This window comes from Streptomyces sp. NPDC047085 (genome assembly GCF_040643735.1).
GTDB lineage: Bacteria > Actinomycetota > Actinomycetes > Streptomycetales > Streptomycetaceae > Streptomyces.
The window spans coordinates 237,062-255,067 of sequence record NZ_JBEYUW010000011.1 but is presented as its reverse complement, the minus strand read 5'-3'; the positions used below and the strand labels follow the sequence as shown (position 1 = coordinate 255,067).

The following is an 18,006-nucleotide window of genomic DNA, read 5'->3' as shown; positions in this document are numbered from 1 at the left end:
GGTGCGGGGTCAGGCGGATCCCGGGACGGGCAGGCCGCAGGCTCGCCGGGCCCGGGAGAGCTGTTCGGCGGGCTCGCCGAAGGCGCTCCAGGGCATGCGCGAGGCGTACGGGCCCATCGCCGTGAAGACCGCCCGGGCCTCGAACTCGCGCTGGCCCATGACCAGTGCGTGCGCGAGGTAGGCCAGGTCGAGCACCGGCGTGAAGCGGTAACCGGCCACCGCGGGCAGCCAGTTGTGGTAGATCGCGAGCGCGGCGGAGCGCCACTGGGGCTGCTCCCAGACGCGATCGGCGAGCAGCTGGGTGGGGTTGTAGCTCTCCACGAGGGCCACCAGCGGCAGCAGCCGGAGGGCGCGGTCGGCGGGCGCCCGCTGGCTGAGGAAGGCGGCCACGTCCCAGGCCGCGTTGACCGAGCCGCCGTGGCGGGTGAAGAAGAACGACAGGAAGCGGTGGTGCCCCTCACGGTTCCAGGGGTCCAGGGACAGGATGTGCGCGAACAGCCGCCAGGGGCCGGGCGGGGCGGTGAGCAGCCCCTGCGGCGCGGGGTCGCGCAGCCGGTGCAGCCGGGCCATGGCCAGCTTGGCGACCCAGGGCGTGGGGTCGTCGGGGGCCAGGGCGGCGGCCCGGTCGCAGGCGGTCAGCGCGATCCGCTCCAGCGCGTCGGCACGCTCGTCCCGCGCGTCGGCCGCCCGCATCGCGCGCTGCACCGCGACCCGGGCCCACATCAGCGTCGACTCGGGCGTCGACTCCTCGGCCAGCCAGCGCTCCACCAGGTCGGTGCCGGCCGCCTCGGAGGCCAGCACCAGGGAGCGGTGGGCCCGCAGGGCGAAGTCCGTGCGCGTTTCGGCGAGCGCGTCTGACGCGTATCGAAATCGTCCGGCGCGCACATCGACGCATACGCTCGCCAGGACACGGTCGTCGGCCGCCGGATGCCATACATAGTGCCCTTCGAATAACTCCGCGGCCATGTCCCCCTGTCCGTCCCCGGTCGGCGCATCACAGTTGCGCAGGAAGCACCTTACTCAGCGGTCGGCACCCCGGGAACGCCGATTTTCACATATCGGTCAGCGGATCGAGAATATTAATCCGTTTGATTGACCGGCGGTCAGCCAGTAGTTCAAAAAGTGACGATTTCCAGACCCGCCGGTCCCACCACTATGGGCCGCTACTAGACTGTTTCCGGAAAACTCCCCCACACCACCGCATCACACCTCAGGAATCGCCATTCACGACCTCGCCGCCCGGCTGCGCGGGCTCCCTCCGTCCCTGGGACCGGTCCGGCTGATCGGCGTCGACGGGCACGCCGGCTCCGGGAAGTCGACCTTCGCCGGGCGGCTGGCCGCCGCCCTGGGCGGGGCCCCGGTGCTGCACCTCGACGACATCGCCAGCCACGAACAGCTCTTCGCCTGGACCGACCGGCTCATGACCCAGGTGATCGAACCCCTCGGCCGCGGCGAGACCGCGCGCTATGCCCCGTACGACTGGACCGCCCGCGCGTTCGACCCACCGCGCCCGCTGCCGCCCGCCCCGGTGGTCGTGATCGAGGGGGTCGGCGCCGGCCGCCGGGCGCTGCGGCCGCATCTGGCGCTGCTGGTGTGGATGGAGCTGCCCCGGGAGCAGTCCTGGGCGCGCGGGCGGCTGCGGGACGGCGACGAGCAGCGGGAGTTCTGGGACGGATGGGTCCGGGCCGAGCACGCGCACTTCGCCACCGACCCCTCGCGCCCCCGCGCCGATCTCCTGGTACGCCAGACACCCGAGGGGTACGAGATGCTGGCGGGGCCACCGACGACGCCTGGACCGGACCAAGAAGTCACCCACCGTGACGGACCGTCGGCAATGTGGTGAACGTGTGAAGACCCTTGCGGGCGAACTTCTTTGAGTGCCCCAACTCTGCTTGACCCGGGGCCCGTACAGGACTTACGTTCTGAATGTGCGGCTTTTGGAGCCGCCCCCCATACGCGAAGCCCCCGGTTGTTCCCCCGTGATCGGGGGCTTCGTTCTGCCCGCGGCGCGTTTCCCTGCCGCCCCGCGCACCGATCCGCTCACCCTCGGTCACCGCCCACGTGTGCGCCCCGTCTGCTCCCACCTCGTCAAACGGCCCGTGCCGCACCCTTCGGGCGCGGTCTTCACACGGGTACGATGCCCTCGGTGCGACCTTCGGGCGGCTGCCTCGCGCACCTGCAACTCCGGTCCGCGGCACGGCGGTTCGACCGCGGCGACCGCCGGGCGCCTGCCCGGTGGTGAACCAACGGGGGCTCGGTCTGTGGGGGACGTGATGGACTTCGGCACGCAGGGCCCCGAGGCCCCGGCCGACCTCGCCTGGCTGCGAGGTGTGGACGCCTACACCATGGGGGCCTATCCGCAGGCCGAGGAGGAGTTCCGCGCCGCGGCCCGGATGGACCCGGGGATGGCGGACGCCTGGCTCGGGCTGCACGCGCTCAGGGTGGACACGACGACCGCGCTGCTGCGGATGTTCCGGCACCGGGACCGCTTCGGAGAACAGCGCGCACGGCACCGCCGGCCCCTCAACTCCTGGTACTGGCTGGGCTGGTGGGTGCAGCCGGTGCTGGAGAGCCCCCGGGATCTGCTGCTGGCTCACGCCTCGCACTGGCTCGACGGCCGGCACGTACCCGAGCTGGACCGGGCGCTGGCCGGGCTGCCGCCCGTGGACACCGACCCCCAGGTCCGCTTTCTGCACGCCTGCCGCTCCTACCTGGTCAAGGACTGGGACCAGCTGGTCCGGCACACCGACCCGCTGCTCGACGACCCCCTGCTCGGAATCGAGGCCGGCCTGTTCGGCGGGATGGCCCGGGTGCGGCTGGAGATGTACGGGCAGGCCGAGCCGCTGCTGGCGGCGGCGCTGATGCGCTGCCGCAGCGAGCAGCCGCAGCGCAAGGAGCTGCGGTACTGGCTGGCGCGGGCGCACGAGGGCACCGGGCGCAGCGCCGCCGCGCTCCCCCTGTACCGGGCCGTGCACCGGGTGGACCCCGCCTTCATGGACACCTCGGCCCGGCTCGCCGCGATCGCCGAGGGAGACGGGTACGACGACCCTGCCGACTTCGCCGCGATCACCCTCACCGGCGCGGGCCAGGACACGGTGGACGGGCCGGACACCCTCGATCCCCTCTTCGGCACCGAGGGCCGCGATCTGCGCCTGCCGGACCCGGATCTGCCGACCGGGCCCCTGCCGTCGGTCCCCGATCCGGGGGTGCGGGTGAAGAGCGGGGTGCCGTCCGTGTCCTCGCCGCTGCCGGCGGGGCCGACGGACCCCGCGTTACTTGAGGAGGCGCTCGCCGAGCTGGAGCGCATGGTGGGGCTGGAACCGGTCAAACGCCAGGTCAAGGCGTTGTCCGCGCAGTTGAACATGGCGCGGCTGCGGGCCGGGCAGGGGCTGCCGGTACAGCCGCCGAAACGGCATTTCGTCTTCTCCGGCCCCTCGGGCACCGGCAAGACCACGGTCGCCCGCATTCTCGGCCGCGTCTTCTACGCCCTCGGTCTGCTGGGCGGCGACCACCTCGTCGAGGCGCAGCGGGCCGACCTGGTCGGGGAGTACCTGGGCCAGACGGCCGTGAAGGCCAATGAGCTGATCGACTCCGCGATCGGCGGGGTGCTGTTCGTCGACGAGGCGTACTCGCTGTCCAACTCCGGGTACGGCAAGGGGGACGCGTACGGGGACGAGGCGCTGCAGGTGCTGCTGAAGCGGGCCGAGGACAACCGCGATCACCTGGTGGTGATCCTCGCCGGCTACCCGGAGGGCATGGACCGCCTCCTCGCCGCCAACCCCGGCCTGTCCTCCCGCTTCACCAGCCGGGTGGACTTCCCCTCCTACCGGCCGCAGGAACTCACCGAGATCGGCAAGGTGCTCGCGGCGGAGAACGGGGACCAGTGGGACGAGGAGGCGCTGGAGGAGCTGCGGTCCATCGCGGGGCACGTGGTCGACCAGGGGTGGATCGACGAGCTGGGCAACGGGCGGTTCCTGCGGACGCTGTACGAGAAGAGCTGCGCGTACCGGGATCTGCGGCTGTCGACGTACCCGGGGACACTGTCCCGCGAGGACCTCGCCACGCTCCGCCTGCCGGACCTGATGCAGGCGTACGGAGAGGTGCTGTCCGGCCGGGGACCGCACGACCCCTCGGCCATGTAGGTACCGCGGACCGGACCCGCGATTGCCTGCGGCTGCGTGGCTACGGCGCCACGCAGCCGGAGTACGGCCCGCGCTCCAGTGGCGCTGAACCGCTAGCTCGCCATCGCTCCCTCCGGTTCTCCGGTTGCTCTTGGTTCGGAGAGTTTTCGGGTCGGTTCGGGGATCACCCGGTGGGCCGGGTCGCGGACCTCGCCGACCAGGAGTTCGAGGACGTCTTCCAGGGCGACCAGGCCGAGGACCCTGCCGCTGGTGTCGGCCACCTGGGCCAGGTGAGTGGCGGCTCGGCGCATGACGGTGAGCGCGTCGTCCAGCGGCAGCTCCGAGCGGAGGGTCGCCATCGGGTGCCAGACCTGCTGGGGCACGGCTCGGTCGGAGTCCTCCAGGTCAAGCACGTCCTTGACGTGGACGTAGCCCATGAAGGCGCCCGCGTCGGCGGCCACCGGGAAGCGGGAGTATCCCGTGCGGGCCGTCAGCTGGACGATCTCCCCCGGGGTGACCGACGGCGGCACCGTGACCAGGGACTCGCGCCGCAGCAGGACGTCCGTCACCGGGCGGGAGCCCAGTTCCAGGGCGTCCTCCAGCCGCTCCTGCTCCTCGGGGTCGAGGAGGCCCGCCTGGCCGGAGTCCTCCAGCAGACGGTTGAGCTGCTCGCTGGTGACCACGGCCTCGACCTCGTCCTTGGGCTCGACCCGGAACAGCCGCAGGATGCCCTGGGCGCAGGCGCCGAGGGCCACCGTGATCGGCTTGCAGAGGCGGGCGAAGTACACCAGTCCGGGGCTGAGCCACAGCGCCGCCTTCTCGGGCGCCGCCATCGCGAGGTTCTTCGGCACCATCTCGCCGACGACCAGGTGGAAGAAGACCACCGCGGCGAGCGCGATCACATAGCCCAGCGGGTGGATCACGCCGTCGGGAAGGTGGACCGCCTCGAACACCGGTTCCAGCAGATGCGCCACCGTCGGCTCGGCCACCGCGCCCAGCGTCAGGGAGCAGACGGTGATCCCGAACTGTGCCGCGGCCATCATCTGCGGCAGCCGCTCCAGGCCGTACAGCACCTGCCGGGCCCGCGCGGTGCCGAGCGGTTCGATCTGGCTGCGGCGGACGGAGACGAGCGCGAACTCGGCGCCGACGAAGAAACCGTTGGCGAGCACGAGCAGCGCGGCGAAGACCAGTTGGAGGACGCTCATCGGGCGGCCTCCGCGACGTTCACGGCCGGGACGGTCCGGACCAGGCGGACCCGTTCGGCGCGGTAGTGGCCGACCTGGCGGACGGACAGCCGCCAGCCGGGCAGTTCGGCCCTGTCGCCGGGGACCGGGATGCGGCCGAGCAGGTCGGCGACCAGGCCGGCGACGGTCTCGTACGGGCCCTCGGGCACGTCGAGGCCTATCCGCTGCAGGATGTCGACGCGGCAGCTGCCGTCCGCATCCCAGGCGGGCCTGCCGTCCTCGGGCGGGGCGGCGGCGAGTTCGGGCATGTCCTGGCGGTCGTGCTCGTCGCGGACCTCGCCGACGAGTTCCTCGACGATGTCCTCCAGCGTGACCACACCCGCCGTGCCGCCGTACTCGTCGACGACGACCGCGATGGGCTGCTCGCTGCGCAGGCGCGCGAGCAGGGGCTGGACCGGCAGGGTCTCGGGGACGAGCAGCGCCTTGCGGGCGATGCGGCTGACCGGGGTGCGCAGCCGTTCGTGCGCATGGACCGCCAGGGCGTCCTTGAGGTGGACCATGCCGACGATCTCGTCGATCTTCTCCCGGTAGACGGGGAAGCGGGACAGGCCGGTGGCGCGCGTGAGGTTGACCACGTCCTCGGCGGTGGCCGAGTCCTGGAGCGCGCTGACCTTCACGCGCGGGGTCATCACGTGCTGCGCGGTGAGGTCGCCGAGGGACAGGGTGCGCACGAACAGGTCGGCCGTGTCCTGCTCCAGGGCGCCGGCCTGCGCGGAGTGCCGGGCCAGGGACACCAGTTCGCCCGGGGTGCGGGCGGAGGCCAGTTCCTCGGCGGGTTCGACGCCGAGCGCGCGCACCAGCCGGTTGGCGACGGTGTTGAGCGCGGCGATCACCGGGCGGAACAGGCGGGAGAAGTGGTACTGCGGTCCGGCGACGAAGCGGGCGACCGGCAGCGGCTTGGAAACGGCCCAGTTCTTGGGCACGAGCTCGCCGATCACCATCTGGACCGCCGAGGCGAGCAGCATGCCGACGACCACGGCGACACCGGAGACGGCGCCCCCGGGGATGCCGATCGCGGTGAAGGGGCCGCGCAGCAGCTCGCCCAGCGCCGGTTCGGCGAGCATGCCCACGACGAGGGAGGTGATGGTGATGCCGAGCTGGGTGCCGGAGAGCTGGAAGGAGAGTTCCTTCAGCGCCTCCACGACCGTACGGGCGCGCTTGTCGCCCTCGGCGGCGGCCTTCTCGGCGTCCGGCCGCTCGACCGTGACCAGGCCGAACTCGGCCGCCACGAAGAAGCCGTTGGCGAGAATCAGCAGAAAGGCCGCTCCGAGGAGCAGCAGGGGGATGGTCACGCTGCCACCGCCTCCCCGTTGCTATGTCGGGTCGGGGCGGCGCAGGTACTACAGGACGATCCGTCCATCGCTGGAGGGAGTCACTCCTCGGGTAGCAGGAACCCCTGGACACCGGGCGGTGCGCAGGGGCGGAGGCGTAGCGAAAAGCGCCTCCGCCACCAGATTAATCAAGACACGGCCCGCGCGGGCAGGTCGGGCGACCCGGAGTCAGCCCTGATCTTGGGCTAGGCGGGCCGCCGAGCGGGCTTCGACGAGCGCCCTGAGGGCGTGCGCGTCGGCGATGGCGCGCTGTTTGGCCAGGCCCGGCTGGATGCCGAGCGCGGGCAGGCTGGTGCCGTCGCTGAGGTCGAGGAACACCCAGGGGTCGCCCGCACGGAGGTTCACCCGGAGGATCTCCGCCCAGGCCAGGCGCCGTTTGCTCGCGATGTTGACCACGGTGACACCGGACTCGTCGGCGACGACCCGCACCCGGGCGAGCTGGGCGAGCACCCAGAAGATCAGCGCCCCGGTGAGGACGAAGCTGAGCCGCTCCCCCGGGCCGAGCTCCAGCAGCAGGGCGATCCCGGAGATGACCACGAAGATCGCCACGCCCGCCGTGAGCAGGATCACCCGGGTGTGGCCGGGCCGGAAGGTGACGGGGAGGTCGGGAAGGTCTGGAAGGTCGGACATCTGGCTGCGGATCCCTTACAGGCGGCAGGCGTGGATGGCCGTCGTGAGAATGGCGCGGGCGCCGATCTCGTACAGGTCGTCCATGATCCGCTGGGCCTCCTTGGCGGGGACCATGGCGCGGACGGCGACCCAGCCCTCGTTGTGCAGCGGGGAGACGGTCGGGGACTCCAGGCCGGGGGTGAGGGCCACGGCCTTCTCCAGCTGCTCGACGCGGCAGTCGTAGTCCATCATCACGTACGTCCGTGCGACCAGGACGCCCTGGAGGCGGCGCAGGAACTGCTGGACCTTGGGCTCGTCCGCGTCGGCGCCCACGCGGCGGACGACGACGGCCTCGGACTTCATGATCGGCTCGCCGAAGACCTCCAGGCCCGCGTTGCGCAGCGAGGTGCCGGTCTCGACGACGTCGGCGATGGCCTCGGCGACGCCCAGCTGGATGGCGGTCTCGACGGCGCCGTCGAGGTGGACGACGGAGGCGTCGATGCCGCTGTCGGCGAGGTACCCCGCGACGATCCCCTCGTAGGAGGTGGCGATGGTCTTGCCCTTGAGGTCCTCGATGCCGTTCGCGGTGCCGGGCTTGGCGGCGAAGCGGAAGGTGGAGCGGGCGAAGCCGAGCGGGAGGATCTCCTCGGCGTCGGCGCCGGAGTCGATCAGCAGGTCGCGGCCGGTGATGCCGATGTCGAGGCGGCCGGAGGAGACGTAGATCGCGATGTCGCGGGGGCGGAGGTAGAAGAACTCGACCTCGTTCTCCGGGTCCACGATCCGCAGCTCTTTGGACTCCCGGCGCTGCTGGTAGCCGGCCTCATGCAACATCTCCGCCGCAGGGCCGGACAGTGAACCCTTGTTGGGGACGGCGATGCGCAGCATGAGGTCGGCTTCCTTTGCGTGAAGGGGGTTTTCTACGGCTGTTACGGCGTGCGGTTCACAGGTGGGCGTAGACGTCGTCCAGGGAGATCCCGCGGGCGACCATCATCACCTGGACGTGGTACAGCAGCTGCGAGATCTCCTCGGCGGCCGCCTCCTTGCCCTCGTACTCGGCGGCCATCCAGACCTCGGCGGCCTCCTCGACGACCTTCTTGCCGATGGCATGGACGCCCTTGCCGACCAGCTCGGCGGTGCGGGAGGTGGCGGGATCGCCGTGGGCGGCCTTGTGCTGGAGCTCGGTGAAGAGCTCCTCGAACGTCTTCTTGGACATGGTGAGCCCCACCCTACGCGGTTCGGGGGACTCCCTAGTGCCAGGGTTCAGATACTGAGCGGAGCGTGGCCGCCGTCGCCACCGCGGCCGTCACGGCCTCGTGCCCCTTGTCCTCGTTGGAGCCCTCGATGCCGGCCCGGTCCAGGGCCTGCTCCTCGGTGTCGCAGGTGAGCACGCCGAAGCCGACGGGGACGCCGGTGTCGACGGCGACCTGGGTGAGGCCCTGGGTGACGCCTTGGCACACGTAGTCGAAGTGGGGGGTGCCGCCCCGGATGACGACACCGAGGGCGACCACGGCGTCGTAGCCGCGGCCCGCGAGGACCTTGGCGGCGACCGGCAGCTCGAACGTGCCGGGGACCCGGATCAGGGTCGGCTCGTCGATGCCCAGTTCGTGCAGGGCGCGCAGGGCGCCGTTCACCAGACCGTCCATCACCTTCTCGTGCCACTGCGCCGCGATGACGGCGACCCTGAGGTCGCTCGCGTTGCGTACGGACAGTTCCGGTGCACCCTTGCCGCTCACGTCTCTCCTAAGTGCTTTCTCTTACTGGTTGCCGCAGGTGGACACGGCTACTGGTTGCCGCAGCCGGCCGCGGACGCGGCCGGGGTGGCTGTCGCGGCCGGCGTCTCCAGCCAGGGCAGGTCGTGCCCCATCCGGTCCCGCTTGGTGCGCAGGTACCGGAGGTTGTGCTCGCCCGCCTGGATGGGCATCGGCTCGCGGCCGGTGACCTTCAGGCCGTGGCGCAGCAGCGCGTCGGTCTTGTCGGGATTGTTGGTCATCAGGCGTACGCCGCGCACGCCGAGGTCGGCGAGGATCTGGGCGCCGGCGCCGTAGTCGCGGGCGTCGGCGGGCAGCCCGAGTTCGAGGTTGGCGTCCAGGGTGTCGCGGCCCTGCTCCTGGAGCTCGTAGGCGCGCAGCTTGGACAGCAGGCCGATGCCGCGTCCCTCGTGCCCGCGCAGGTAGACGACGACTCCCCGGCCCTCGGCCTGGATGCGGGCGAGCGCGGCGTCCAGCTGGGGGCCGCAGTCGCAGCGCAGCGAGCCGAAGACGTCGCCGGTGAGGCATTCGGAGTGGACGCGGACCAGGACGTCCTCGCCGTCGCCGATCTCGCCGTGGACGAGGGCGACGTGCTCGACGCCGTCGACGGTGGACCGGTAGCCGTAGGCGGTGAAGGTGCCGTGCGCGGTGGGCAGGCGGGTCTCGGCCTCGCGGCGGACGGTGGGCTCGCTGCTGCGGCGGTAGGCGATCAGGTCCTCGATGGAGATGATCGTCAGGCCGTGCTTGCGGGCGAACGGGATCAGCTCGGGCAGCCGCAGCATGCGGCCGTCCTCGCCGGCGATCTCCACGATGGCACCGGCCGGGCGCAGGCCCGCGAGCTTGGCGAGGTCGACGGCGGCCTCGGTGTGGCCGTTGCGGACCAGGACGCCGCCTTCCCGGGCGCGCAGCGGGAAGATGTGGCCGGGGCGGACGAAGTCGGTGGGCTCGGCGGTGCCGGTGGCCAGCAGCTGGAGGGTGGTGGCGCGGTCGGAGGCCGAGATGCCGGTGGTCACACCGTGCGCGGCGGAGGCGTCGACGGAGATGGTGAACGCGGTCTTCATCGACTCGGTGTTGTCCGCGACCATCTGCGGCAGCTGGAGCCGGTCGAGTTCGTCACCCTCCATGGGGGCGCAGATCAGGCCCCGGCACTCGCTCATCATGAAGGCGACGATCTCGGGGGTCGCCTTCTCGGCGGCGATGACGAGGTCGCCCTCGTTCTCCCGGTCCTCGTCGTCCACGACCACGATCGGGCGGCCGGCCGCGATGTCGGCGATGGCCTGCTCGACCGGGTCGAGCCGGAGGTCTTCGAAGTCGGTGTCGTACAGAAGCGGTGCCGCGGTCATGCCGGCGCTCCTTCCAGGACGGGCCGCGCGTTCCTGCGGGAGCGCAGCCACCAGTCGCGCATGCCCCACAGGACGAGTGCGCCGTAGATGACGTAGACGAAGCCGGAGAAGGCGTAGCCGTTGGCGAAGTTGAGGGGGACGCCGACGAGGTCGACGAGCAGCCAGGCGAACCAGAACTCGACCATGCCCTTGGCCTGGGCGTACATGGCGACGATGGTGCCGACGAAGATGTAGGCGTCGGGCCAGGGGTCCCAGGACAGCTTCGGGTAGGCGGTGAACAGCAGGGCGACCGCGACCGTGCCGGCCGCCGCGGCGGCGAGCATCGCGGCGCGCTCGGGCCAGGTGGCGAACCGGGGGACGATGTGGCCGTCGGCGGCCTTGCCCCTGCCGCGGTTCCACTGCCAGAAGCCGTAGACCGCGACGGCCATGACGACCGCCTGCTTGCCGGCGCTGCCGGTCAGGTGGCCGTAGAAGGCCGCGAAGAGGATGAGGCCGGAGACGAACTGGACCGGCCAGGTCCACAGGGAGCGGCGCCAGCCGAGGGCGAGGGCGGCCAGGCCGAAGATGTTGCCGATCATGTCCGACCAGAGGATGTGCTGGCCGAACAGCGTGAACGCCTCGGAGTTGAGCGAGTTCACCGGCCGGCCCCCTGACCGGCCGCGAGCAGCCGCTCCACGTACTTGGCGATGACGTCGACCTCGAGGTTGACCGGGTCGCCGGGCTGCTTGTGGCCCAGCGTGGTCAGGGCGAGGGTGGTGGGGATGAGGCTGACGGTGAAGTAGTCGGGGCCCGCTTCGACGACGGTGAGGCTGATGCCGTCGACGGTGATGGAGCCCTTCTCGACGACGTAGCGGGAAAGGTCCGCGGGCAGTGAGATCTTGACGATCTCCCAGTTCTCGGAAGGGGTGCGCGCCAGCACCTCGCCGGTGCCGTCGACGTGGCCCTGCACGATGTGCCCGCCGAGCCGGGCGCCCACGGCGGTGGGGCGTTCGAGGTTGACCCGGGAGCCGACGGCCAGCGCGCCGAGGCTTGAGCGCAGAAGCGTCTCGGCCATGACGTCGGCGGTGAACTCGTCGCCCTCGTGGTCCACGACGGTGAGACAGACCCCGTTCACGGCGATGGAGTCGCCGTGCTGCGCGCCCTCGGTCACGACGGGTCCGCGGAGCCGGAAGCGGGAGGCGTCGCCGAGGTTCTCGACGGCGGTGACTTCACCCAGCTCTTCGACGATTCCGGTGAACACTTCCCGGGTCCTCCTGCCACATTGGGGCACGGACTCCGGGGCCTGTCGATGACGACAGAATGTACGGGAGGACACACCGGTCGCGACGCCGAAAAGGACCCGCCCGGACGGGCGAGCCCAGATACGGCGGCGCGCACAGAACATGCCCGCCCGCCGCGCACTGCCTCCCATCCGGACTTTAACCGTCGGTCCAGGAATTTCACCTGGTCAACCGGCCGCTGGAAGCGACCGGGTCGCGGACTGTAACCGCCGGTTCGGACTTTCACCGACCCCGGAGTGCGCTGCTTCTGGTACAGAGCCAGTGTGCCACGCCCTCCCCTCGCCCATACAGGTGAACGGTGTGGATTGCCTCACAGTGCGCGCATATGGACTTGCGCGGCGTGTCCGCACCAGGTCAACTCCCGGACTACGAACGGGGCTTGAAGTTGGTCCAGACCTATTGACCCTACTGGTCTAGTCCTTTTAGGGTGCGGGCGGACCCGGCGGCGGTGACGACGGCCCTTGCCCGCCGCCGGGCCCCCACTACTCCGGCACAACCCCTGCACATCACCCACGCCGGGGCATGTCACATTTCCGGGGCCCGCGCGGTCACACCTGTGAAGGGCGCTCCGAACCAGGGGGCGCCGGGTGTACCGGAGGGACGGAAACAGCATGACCACGATCCTGGTGACCGGCGGGACCGGCACGCTCGGGCGGCTCGTCACGGAGCGGCTGCGGGCGGACGGGCACGAGGTGCGGGTGCTCAGCCGGCGCGCGCAGCCGTACGCGGTCGACCTGCGTGAGGGCGGGGCCGGGCTGGACGCGGCCCTCGAGGGCGTGGAGACGGTGGTGCACTGCGCGAGCACCCAGCGGGGCGGGGACGAGCAGGCGGCGCAGAACCTGATCGCCGCGGCTCGGCGGACCGGGGTCGCCCACCTGGTGTACATCTCCATCGTCGGCGTCGACCGGGTGCCGTTGCCCTACTACCGGAGCAAGTTCGCGGTGGAGCGGCTGATCGAGGAGTCGGGGCTCGGCTGGACCGTGCTGCGGGCGACCCAGTTCCACGACCTGCTGGTGACGCTGTTTCAGGGGCTGGGCAAGGCGCCCGTCATGCCGCTCCCGGCGGGGGTGTCCGACCAGCCGGTGGAGGTCGCCGAAGTCGCCGACCGCCTCAACGAACTGGCCCTCGCGGCACCGGCGGGCCGGGTCACCGACATGGCAGGCCCAGAGGTCCGCTCCCTCGACTCACTCGCCCGCGCGTATCTGCGTACGACCGGCCGACGCCGGCCCGTACTGAACGTGCCCCTGTTCGGCAAGACGTACGGCGCCTTCCGCGCAGGCGGCCATCTCGCCCCGGACCAGGCGGTGGGCAAGGTGACATTCGAGGAGCACCTGGCACACCGCTTCGGACGCTGAGGGCCGGGCTGGGGGGGCCAGCCGGGGGTGCCGCTGGGCGGCGAGGGCCCAATCTGCCCCTTCCAATCCCGCCGCGACGGCGCTCAGCCCAGGCGGTCGACTCCGTGGTGGTCGAGCGCCGTCGCGGCGGAAAGAACTCCGCCCGGCGCTTCGTCCGTGCTCTCTAGCGATCGGCCGGAGCGAACAGCTCGTCCTGGGCCCGGTCCCGGGCGGTCAGCAGGGCCCCGCGCAGGACGGCGGCGCCGCCGAGGGTGCCGGCTCGCACCTCGGTGACGAGCGGCGACATCCGGCGCAGCCGCTCCTCCACCAGCCCCGCGAGCACCGCTCCCCCGGCCTGTCCGACCTCTCCGCCCAGCACCACGCAGCCCGGGTCGAGGATGGCGGTGACGGAGGCCGCGCCGATGGCGATCCGGTCGGCGAGGACGTGGAGGAAGCGCGCCGCGGGAACGGCGGGTGCGGCCGCGCCGTCCGCCGTCCCCGCCCGCGCCGACTCCGGCTCCGCCGCCTCCACTTCCGCCACCGCCTCGGCCACGACGGCCGCGGCACCGGGCCCGTCCATCACCTCGTCCGGCCCGCCCATAGCTCCCGTCACCTCCAGCCCGAACTCCCGGGCCAGGTGCCCGATCGCCGCCGCGCCCGCCAGTGAGTGGAAGCCGCCGTCGCAGTCCGTGGCCGAGGGGAGGGAGGTTGTTCCCGGTACCGGCAGGAAGCCGATTTCGCCGGTGCCGCCGGAGGCGCCTCGACGGAGGGTGCCGTCGAGGACGACGGCGGCGCCGACGCCGTGACCGAGCCAGAGGAGGACGAAGGTGTCCCGGTCGCGCGCGGCACCCTCGCGCTGCTCGGCGAGGGCTGCCAGGTTGGTCTCGTTCTCCACGGTGACCCGGGCCTCCGGCAGCCGTTCCTGGAGCGCGGCGGCCAGTCGCCGGTGCCAGGCGGGCAGGCCGCTGGAGTCGCGGAGGTCGCCGGTGGCCGGGTCGACCAGGCCCGGCGCGCCGATGCCGACGGTGTGCAGCCGGCCCCACGCCCCGTCGCCCTCGCGCACCGGCGCGTCCAGGGCGCCGGCCTCCTTCGCGGCGCGCTCCACCGCCGCCACCGCCAGCTCGACGGCGGGCCCGGTGCCGGTGTCCCCGCCGATCGGCACGGACGCCTCGGCGAGCACCCGCCCGACGAGGTCGGACACCAGGACGAAGACCCCCTCGGTGCGCACGTCGAGCGCGGCGAGGTGGGCACGGTCGGCGACGATGCCGTACAGCCGGGCGTTCGGGCCCCGGCGCTGCTCGCCGGACTCGCCGACGACCGTGATGAGGCCGGAGACGGTGAGCCGTTCGACGAGGTCGGCGACCGTCGGCCGGGACAGTCCGGTCAGCTGTTTCAACTGCCCTGCCGTCAGCGGGCCTTCCTGCTGCAGCAGCCGCAGGGCGAGCCGGTCGTTGATGGCCCGGGCGGTGCTCGGTGATGCGGGCATGACGGGAATCCTCCCAGAAACAGGCGGCCGTAATACTCCCTATCTATCAGGCAGGGTCCCTGATAATTTACGCCCGGACAGCGGAACACCGGGGAGGGACTGGAAGATGAGTGACGTGAGCCGGACACGCGAGGACGTCAGGCGCGCCCGGTACGCCGTGGCCGCCGTGTTCGCCGTGCACGGCGCGGTGACCGGCTCCTTCGCGACCCGGGTGCCGTGGATCCAGGACCACGCCTCGCTGAGCGCGGGACAGCTCGGCTTCGCGCTGGCGTTCACGGCGTTCGGCGCCTCCTGCGCGATGCCGCTGGCGGGCCGGATCAGTCACCGCTTCGGCAGCCGTACGGCCCTGCGCGGACTGATGGCGCTGTGGACGCTGTCGCTGGTCCTGCCGTCCCTCGCGCCGAACCTGTACACGCTGTGCCTGGCGATGTTCACCTACGGCGCGACCGCCGGCATGGCGGACGTCGCCATGAACGCGCTCGGCGTCGAGGTCGAGCGGCTGCTCGACAGGTCGATCATGTCGGGCTTGCACGGCATGTGGAGCGCGGGCGCCCTCGTCGGCTCGGCGGCCGGCACGCTCGCCGCGCACCTCGGCTCGGACGCGCGCCTGCACTTCGCGCTCGCGGCGGCCGTCCTCACCCTGCTCGGCATGGTGGCCTGCACCTGGGTGCTGGACGTGCAGCCCGCCGAGGACGAGGAGCCGCCGCCGCGGTTCGCGCTGCCGCCTCGCTCGGCGCTGCTGATCGGCGCGGTCGGCTTCTGCGCGGTGTTCGCGGAGGGGGCGAGCCTGGACTGGTCGGCGGTGTTCCTGCGCGACCGGCTGGACAGTTCGGCCGGGGTCGCGGCGGCGTGCACGACCGGGTTCATGCTGACCATGGCGGTGGCCCGGATCGCCGGGGACGCGGTGGTGAACCGATTCGGCGCGGTGCGCACCGTACGGGCCGGTGGGGTGCTGGCCGGCCTGGGCGGGCTGCTGATCGTCCTCGCGGGGCATCCGGCGGTGGCGATGTCCGGCTTCGCGCTGATGGGGCTCGGCATCGCCGTGGTCGTCCCGCTGTGCTTCGCGGCGGCCGGCCACGCCGGGCCCAACCCCAGCCAGGCGATCGCGGGCGTCGCGACCATCACGTACACCTCGGGACTGATCGCGCCCAGCCTGATCGGCGGGGTGGCGCAGGCGACGAACCTGATGGTCTCGTTCTGCGTGGTGACCGCGCTGGCCAGTGGGCTCGCCGTGTTCGCGGGCGTGCTGCGCACCGCCGAGCGCGGCGGCCGGACCGAGATCAGTCGGCAGGCCGCAGCAGTTCCCGACCCACGGCCCTGAAGGCGTCGCTCCACGGCGCGGGGCGCAGCGTGGTGGCGTCCAGCCGGACCAGCACCCGGGTGCCCCGCGCGTACGTCTGGATGCCGTCGGCCGAGCAGAGGCGGAAGCCGTAGGTCAGGCCGGTGGTGCCGAGCCGGTCCAGCCACAGGTGCACGGCGTAGGTGCCGGGCCGGGTCACGGGCGCCTCGTAGCCGATGCGCAGTTCGCGGACCGCGTTGCAGGCGTCACCGGCGGCCACCCAGTCGCCGTCGAAGCGGACCCCGTGCTCGTTCCACAGCTCGGTCCAGGCGCGCTCGACCAGGAGCGGGTAGCGGGCGTTGTGGAGGAGCCCGAGCGCGTCCAGGTCGTCGAAGTGGACGGTGACGGGGATCAGCCGGCCGTAGGCGACGGCGGGGGCGATCGGGGCTTCGGCGGTCACGGGAAGGGCTCCTGAGCAAGGGGTACGGGGCGGCGGGGACACTCCATACTAAGCGACCGCTCAGCAGCCCCGACCGGGAAGCCCAGGTCAGGCCCGGCCGCGCGAGGATCCTGTCGTGTTGTCAGACATATGAACATGGTTCATGAGTGGGACTGCGTGAGCGGAGAGCGGCCAGGTAGCCGTGACAATGGTCCGGTCCGTCTTCACGTACAGAGAAAGCGAAACCCCACCATGGACCTCGGCGTGCGCTGGAAACTGCACGGTGACGGGCGCACGCCCGCGCCCGGAGCGGTGGTACGCCCCGACGAACGCCTCTCCTGGCCGCGCACGGTGGGTCTGGGCGCCCAGCACGTCGTGGCCATGTTCGGAGCATCCTTCGTGGCCCCCGTGCTCATGGGCCTGGACCCGAACCTGGCGATCATGATGTCGGGTGTGGCGACCATGATCTTCCTGCTCGCCACCCGCGGCCGGGTGCCGAGCTATCTGGGCTGCTCCCTGTCGTTCGTGGGCGTGGCCGCGGTGATCCGCGCGCAGGGCGGCACGAGCGCGACCGTGACCGGCGCGGTCTTCGTGGTCGGCATCGCGCTGTTCCTGGTGGGACTCGCGGTGCAGCGCTTCGGCGCCCGGATCATCCATGCCGCGATGCCGCCGATCGTCACCGGCGCGGTCGTGATGCTGATCGGCTTCAACCTGGCTCCGGTGACCGCGTCGACCTACTGGCCGCAGGACCAGTGGACGGCCCTGCTGGTGATGCTGTTCACCGGCCTGGCCGTCGTCTGTCTGCGCGGTTTCTGGTCGCGCATCGCGATCTTCCTGGGCCTGCTCTTCGGGTACGCCATCTCCTGGGTCTTCGACCGGCTCTTCGGCCAGATCCACTCGAACGACGGCAGCGGCAAGGTGACCGACCACTGGCGTCTGGACTTCTCCGGTGTCGGCAAGGCCGACTGGATCGGGCTGCCCCACTTCCATGGACCGTCGTTCCAGCTGTCCGCGGTCCTGGTCGCGCTGCCGGTCGTCATCGCCCTGGTCGCGGAGAACGCGGGCCACGTCAAGGCCGTCGGCGAGATGACCGGCACCCGCCTCGACGACAAGCTCGGTACGGCGATCTCGGCCGACGGCGTGGGCTCCATGCTGTCCACCGCGTTCGGCGGCCCGCCCAACACCACGTACTCCGAGAACATCGGCGTGATGGCCGCGACCCGCGTCTACTCGACGGCCGCCTACTGGGCCGCCGCCGGCTTCGCGCTGCTGTTCGGCGTCTGCCCGAAGTTCGGCGCCGTCGTCGCCGCGATCCCGGGCGGTGTCCTCGGCGGCATCACGGTCATCCTGTACGGCATGATCGGCCTGCTCGGCGCGCAGATCTGGGTCAACGCCAAGGTGGACCTGCGCAATCCGCTGAACCTGGTCCCGGCGGCCGCGGGCATCATCATCGGCGTCGGCAACGTCAGCATGAAGTTCACCGAGCACTTCACCCTGAGCGGCATCGCCCTCGGCACGCTGGTCGTCATCACCGGGTACCACACCCTGGGCGCCTTCGCTCCCGCCCACCTCAAGCCGCAGGAGCCGTTGTTGGACGAGGGCACGTCGTCGTACGACGAGCCGACGGAGGAGCCGTCCCGGGAAGCCGGGTCGTAGCCGCCCCTCATCCTGGTTCCGCCTGGCCCCGGTTCCGCCCCGTCGGGGTTCCGCAGCGCCTCGCTCGGCCCGGCGTTCCCCCGTTCCGGCGAAGCCCCGGGCCGGTCGGCGCGCCCCGTCGGGCCGGGGCTGGGAC

The 18,006-nt window shown here is 71.8% G+C and carries 17 protein-coding genes and 1 riboswitch; of the genes, 5 read left to right on the top strand and 12 right to left on the bottom strand.

Annotation, left to right across the window (positions count from 1 at the left end):
* Positions 1-9: 9 nt before the first annotated feature.
* Complete coding sequence (locus tag ABZ865_RS31730; protein WP_361237920.1) at positions 10-966, bottom strand: hypothetical protein; 957 nt, start codon at positions 964-966, stop codon at positions 10-12.
* 256 nt (positions 967-1,222) lie between these two features.
* Between ABZ865_RS31730 and ABZ865_RS31725 the strand changes: the two genes are divergently transcribed.
* Positions 1,223-1,843 (top strand): hypothetical protein, encoded by a 621-nt coding sequence (locus ABZ865_RS31725; RefSeq protein WP_361238085.1) that lies wholly within the window; start codon positions 1,223-1,225, stop codon positions 1,841-1,843.
* Positions 1,844-2,273: 430 nt separating this feature from the next.
* The gene (locus tag ABZ865_RS31720; RefSeq protein ID WP_361237918.1) at positions 2,274-4,142 is read left to right on the top strand and encodes an AAA family ATPase; all 1,869 of its coding nucleotides are present in this window, start codon (positions 2,274-2,276) and stop codon (positions 4,140-4,142) included.
* A gap of 92 nt (positions 4,143-4,234) precedes the next feature.
* On the opposite strand, the gene ABZ865_RS31715 is transcribed toward ABZ865_RS31720, so the two are convergent.
* The 9 genes from ABZ865_RS31715 to ABZ865_RS31675 all read right to left on the bottom strand — a co-directional run bounded on the left by ABZ865_RS31715 (position 4,235) and on the right by ABZ865_RS31675 (position 11,636).
* Entirely contained in the window at positions 4,235-5,326 is a 1,092-nt protein-coding gene (locus ABZ865_RS31715; protein WP_361237915.1) for a hemolysin family protein, read from the bottom strand.
* Positions 5,323-6,657, bottom strand: coding sequence for a hemolysin family protein (locus ABZ865_RS31710; protein WP_361237912.1), 1,335 nt, complete (start codon positions 6,655-6,657; stop codon positions 5,323-5,325). Before ABZ865_RS31710 ends, ABZ865_RS31715 begins: the two co-directional genes overlap by 4 nt.
* A 207-nt stretch (positions 6,658-6,864) precedes the next feature.
* Complete coding sequence (locus ABZ865_RS31705; protein ID WP_361237909.1) at positions 6,865-7,326, bottom strand: PH domain-containing protein; 462 nt, start codon at positions 7,324-7,326, stop codon at positions 6,865-6,867.
* A gap of 15 nt (positions 7,327-7,341) precedes the next feature.
* The gene (hisG, locus tag ABZ865_RS31700; protein ID WP_361237906.1) at positions 7,342-8,190 is read right to left on the bottom strand and encodes an ATP phosphoribosyltransferase; all 849 of its coding nucleotides are present in this window, start codon (positions 8,188-8,190) and stop codon (positions 7,342-7,344) included.
* A 55-nt stretch (positions 8,191-8,245) separates the two neighbouring features.
* Positions 8,246-8,518 carry a phosphoribosyl-ATP diphosphatase gene (locus tag ABZ865_RS31695; protein WP_007491392.1) on the bottom strand — a complete coding sequence of 91 codons (273 nt, stop codon included), beginning with the start codon at positions 8,516-8,518 and terminating at the stop codon, positions 8,246-8,248.
* A 34-nt stretch (positions 8,519-8,552) separates the two neighbouring features.
* Positions 8,553-9,038 (bottom strand): 6,7-dimethyl-8-ribityllumazine synthase, encoded by a 486-nt coding sequence (ribH, locus tag ABZ865_RS31690; RefSeq protein ID WP_361237903.1) that lies wholly within the window; start codon positions 9,036-9,038, stop codon positions 8,553-8,555.
* A gap of 47 nt (positions 9,039-9,085) precedes the next feature.
* Entirely contained in the window at positions 9,086-10,396 is a 1,311-nt protein-coding gene (locus tag ABZ865_RS31685) for a bifunctional 3,4-dihydroxy-2-butanone-4-phosphate synthase/GTP cyclohydrolase II (RefSeq protein ID WP_361237900.1), read from the bottom strand.
* Positions 10,393-11,034 carry a nicotinamide mononucleotide transporter family protein gene (locus tag ABZ865_RS31680; RefSeq protein ID WP_361237897.1) on the bottom strand — a complete coding sequence of 214 codons (642 nt, stop codon included), beginning with the start codon at positions 11,032-11,034 and terminating at the stop codon, positions 10,393-10,395. Before ABZ865_RS31680 ends, ABZ865_RS31685 begins: the two co-directional genes overlap by 4 nt.
* Positions 11,031-11,636 carry a riboflavin synthase gene (locus ABZ865_RS31675; RefSeq protein ID WP_361237894.1) on the bottom strand — a complete coding sequence of 202 codons (606 nt, stop codon included), beginning with the start codon at positions 11,634-11,636 and terminating at the stop codon, positions 11,031-11,033. Before ABZ865_RS31675 ends, ABZ865_RS31680 begins: the two co-directional genes overlap by 4 nt.
* Before the next feature lie 153 nt (positions 11,637-11,789).
* Positions 11,790-11,920: riboswitch (FMN riboswitch) on the bottom strand.
* Between the two features lie 367 nt (positions 11,921-12,287).
* Between ABZ865_RS31675 and ABZ865_RS31670 the strand changes: the two genes are divergently transcribed.
* Positions 12,288-13,031: an NAD(P)H-binding protein gene (locus tag ABZ865_RS31670; RefSeq protein WP_361237891.1), complete on the top strand. Its 744-nt coding sequence runs from the start codon at positions 12,288-12,290 to the stop codon at positions 13,029-13,031.
* Positions 13,032-13,194: 163 nt separating this feature from the next.
* Here the strand turns inward: ABZ865_RS31670 and ABZ865_RS31665 are convergent, their stop codons facing one another.
* Positions 13,195-14,496, bottom strand: a complete 1,302-nt coding sequence (locus ABZ865_RS31665) for an ROK family transcriptional regulator (protein WP_361237888.1) — start codon at positions 14,494-14,496, stop codon at positions 13,195-13,197.
* Positions 14,497-14,602: 106 nt separating this feature from the next.
* On the opposite strand from ABZ865_RS31665, the gene ABZ865_RS31660 reads away from it, so the two are divergent.
* Entirely contained in the window at positions 14,603-15,817 is a 1,215-nt protein-coding gene (locus ABZ865_RS31660; protein ID WP_361237885.1) for an MFS transporter, read from the top strand.
* Here the strand turns inward: ABZ865_RS31660 and ABZ865_RS31655 are convergent.
* Positions 15,777-16,235 carry a thioesterase family protein gene (locus tag ABZ865_RS31655; RefSeq protein WP_361237882.1) on the bottom strand — a complete coding sequence of 153 codons (459 nt, stop codon included), beginning with the start codon at positions 16,233-16,235 and terminating at the stop codon, positions 15,777-15,779. The genes ABZ865_RS31660 and ABZ865_RS31655 overlap by 41 nt on opposite strands.
* Positions 16,236-16,466: 231 nt before the next feature.
* Here ABZ865_RS31655 and ABZ865_RS31650 point away from each other — a divergent pair, with 231 nt between their 5' ends.
* Positions 16,467-17,870 carry a solute carrier family 23 protein gene (locus ABZ865_RS31650; protein ID WP_361237879.1) on the top strand — a complete coding sequence of 468 codons (1,404 nt, stop codon included), beginning with the start codon at positions 16,467-16,469 and terminating at the stop codon, positions 17,868-17,870.
* The last annotated feature ends 136 nt before the right edge of the window (positions 17,871-18,006 follow it).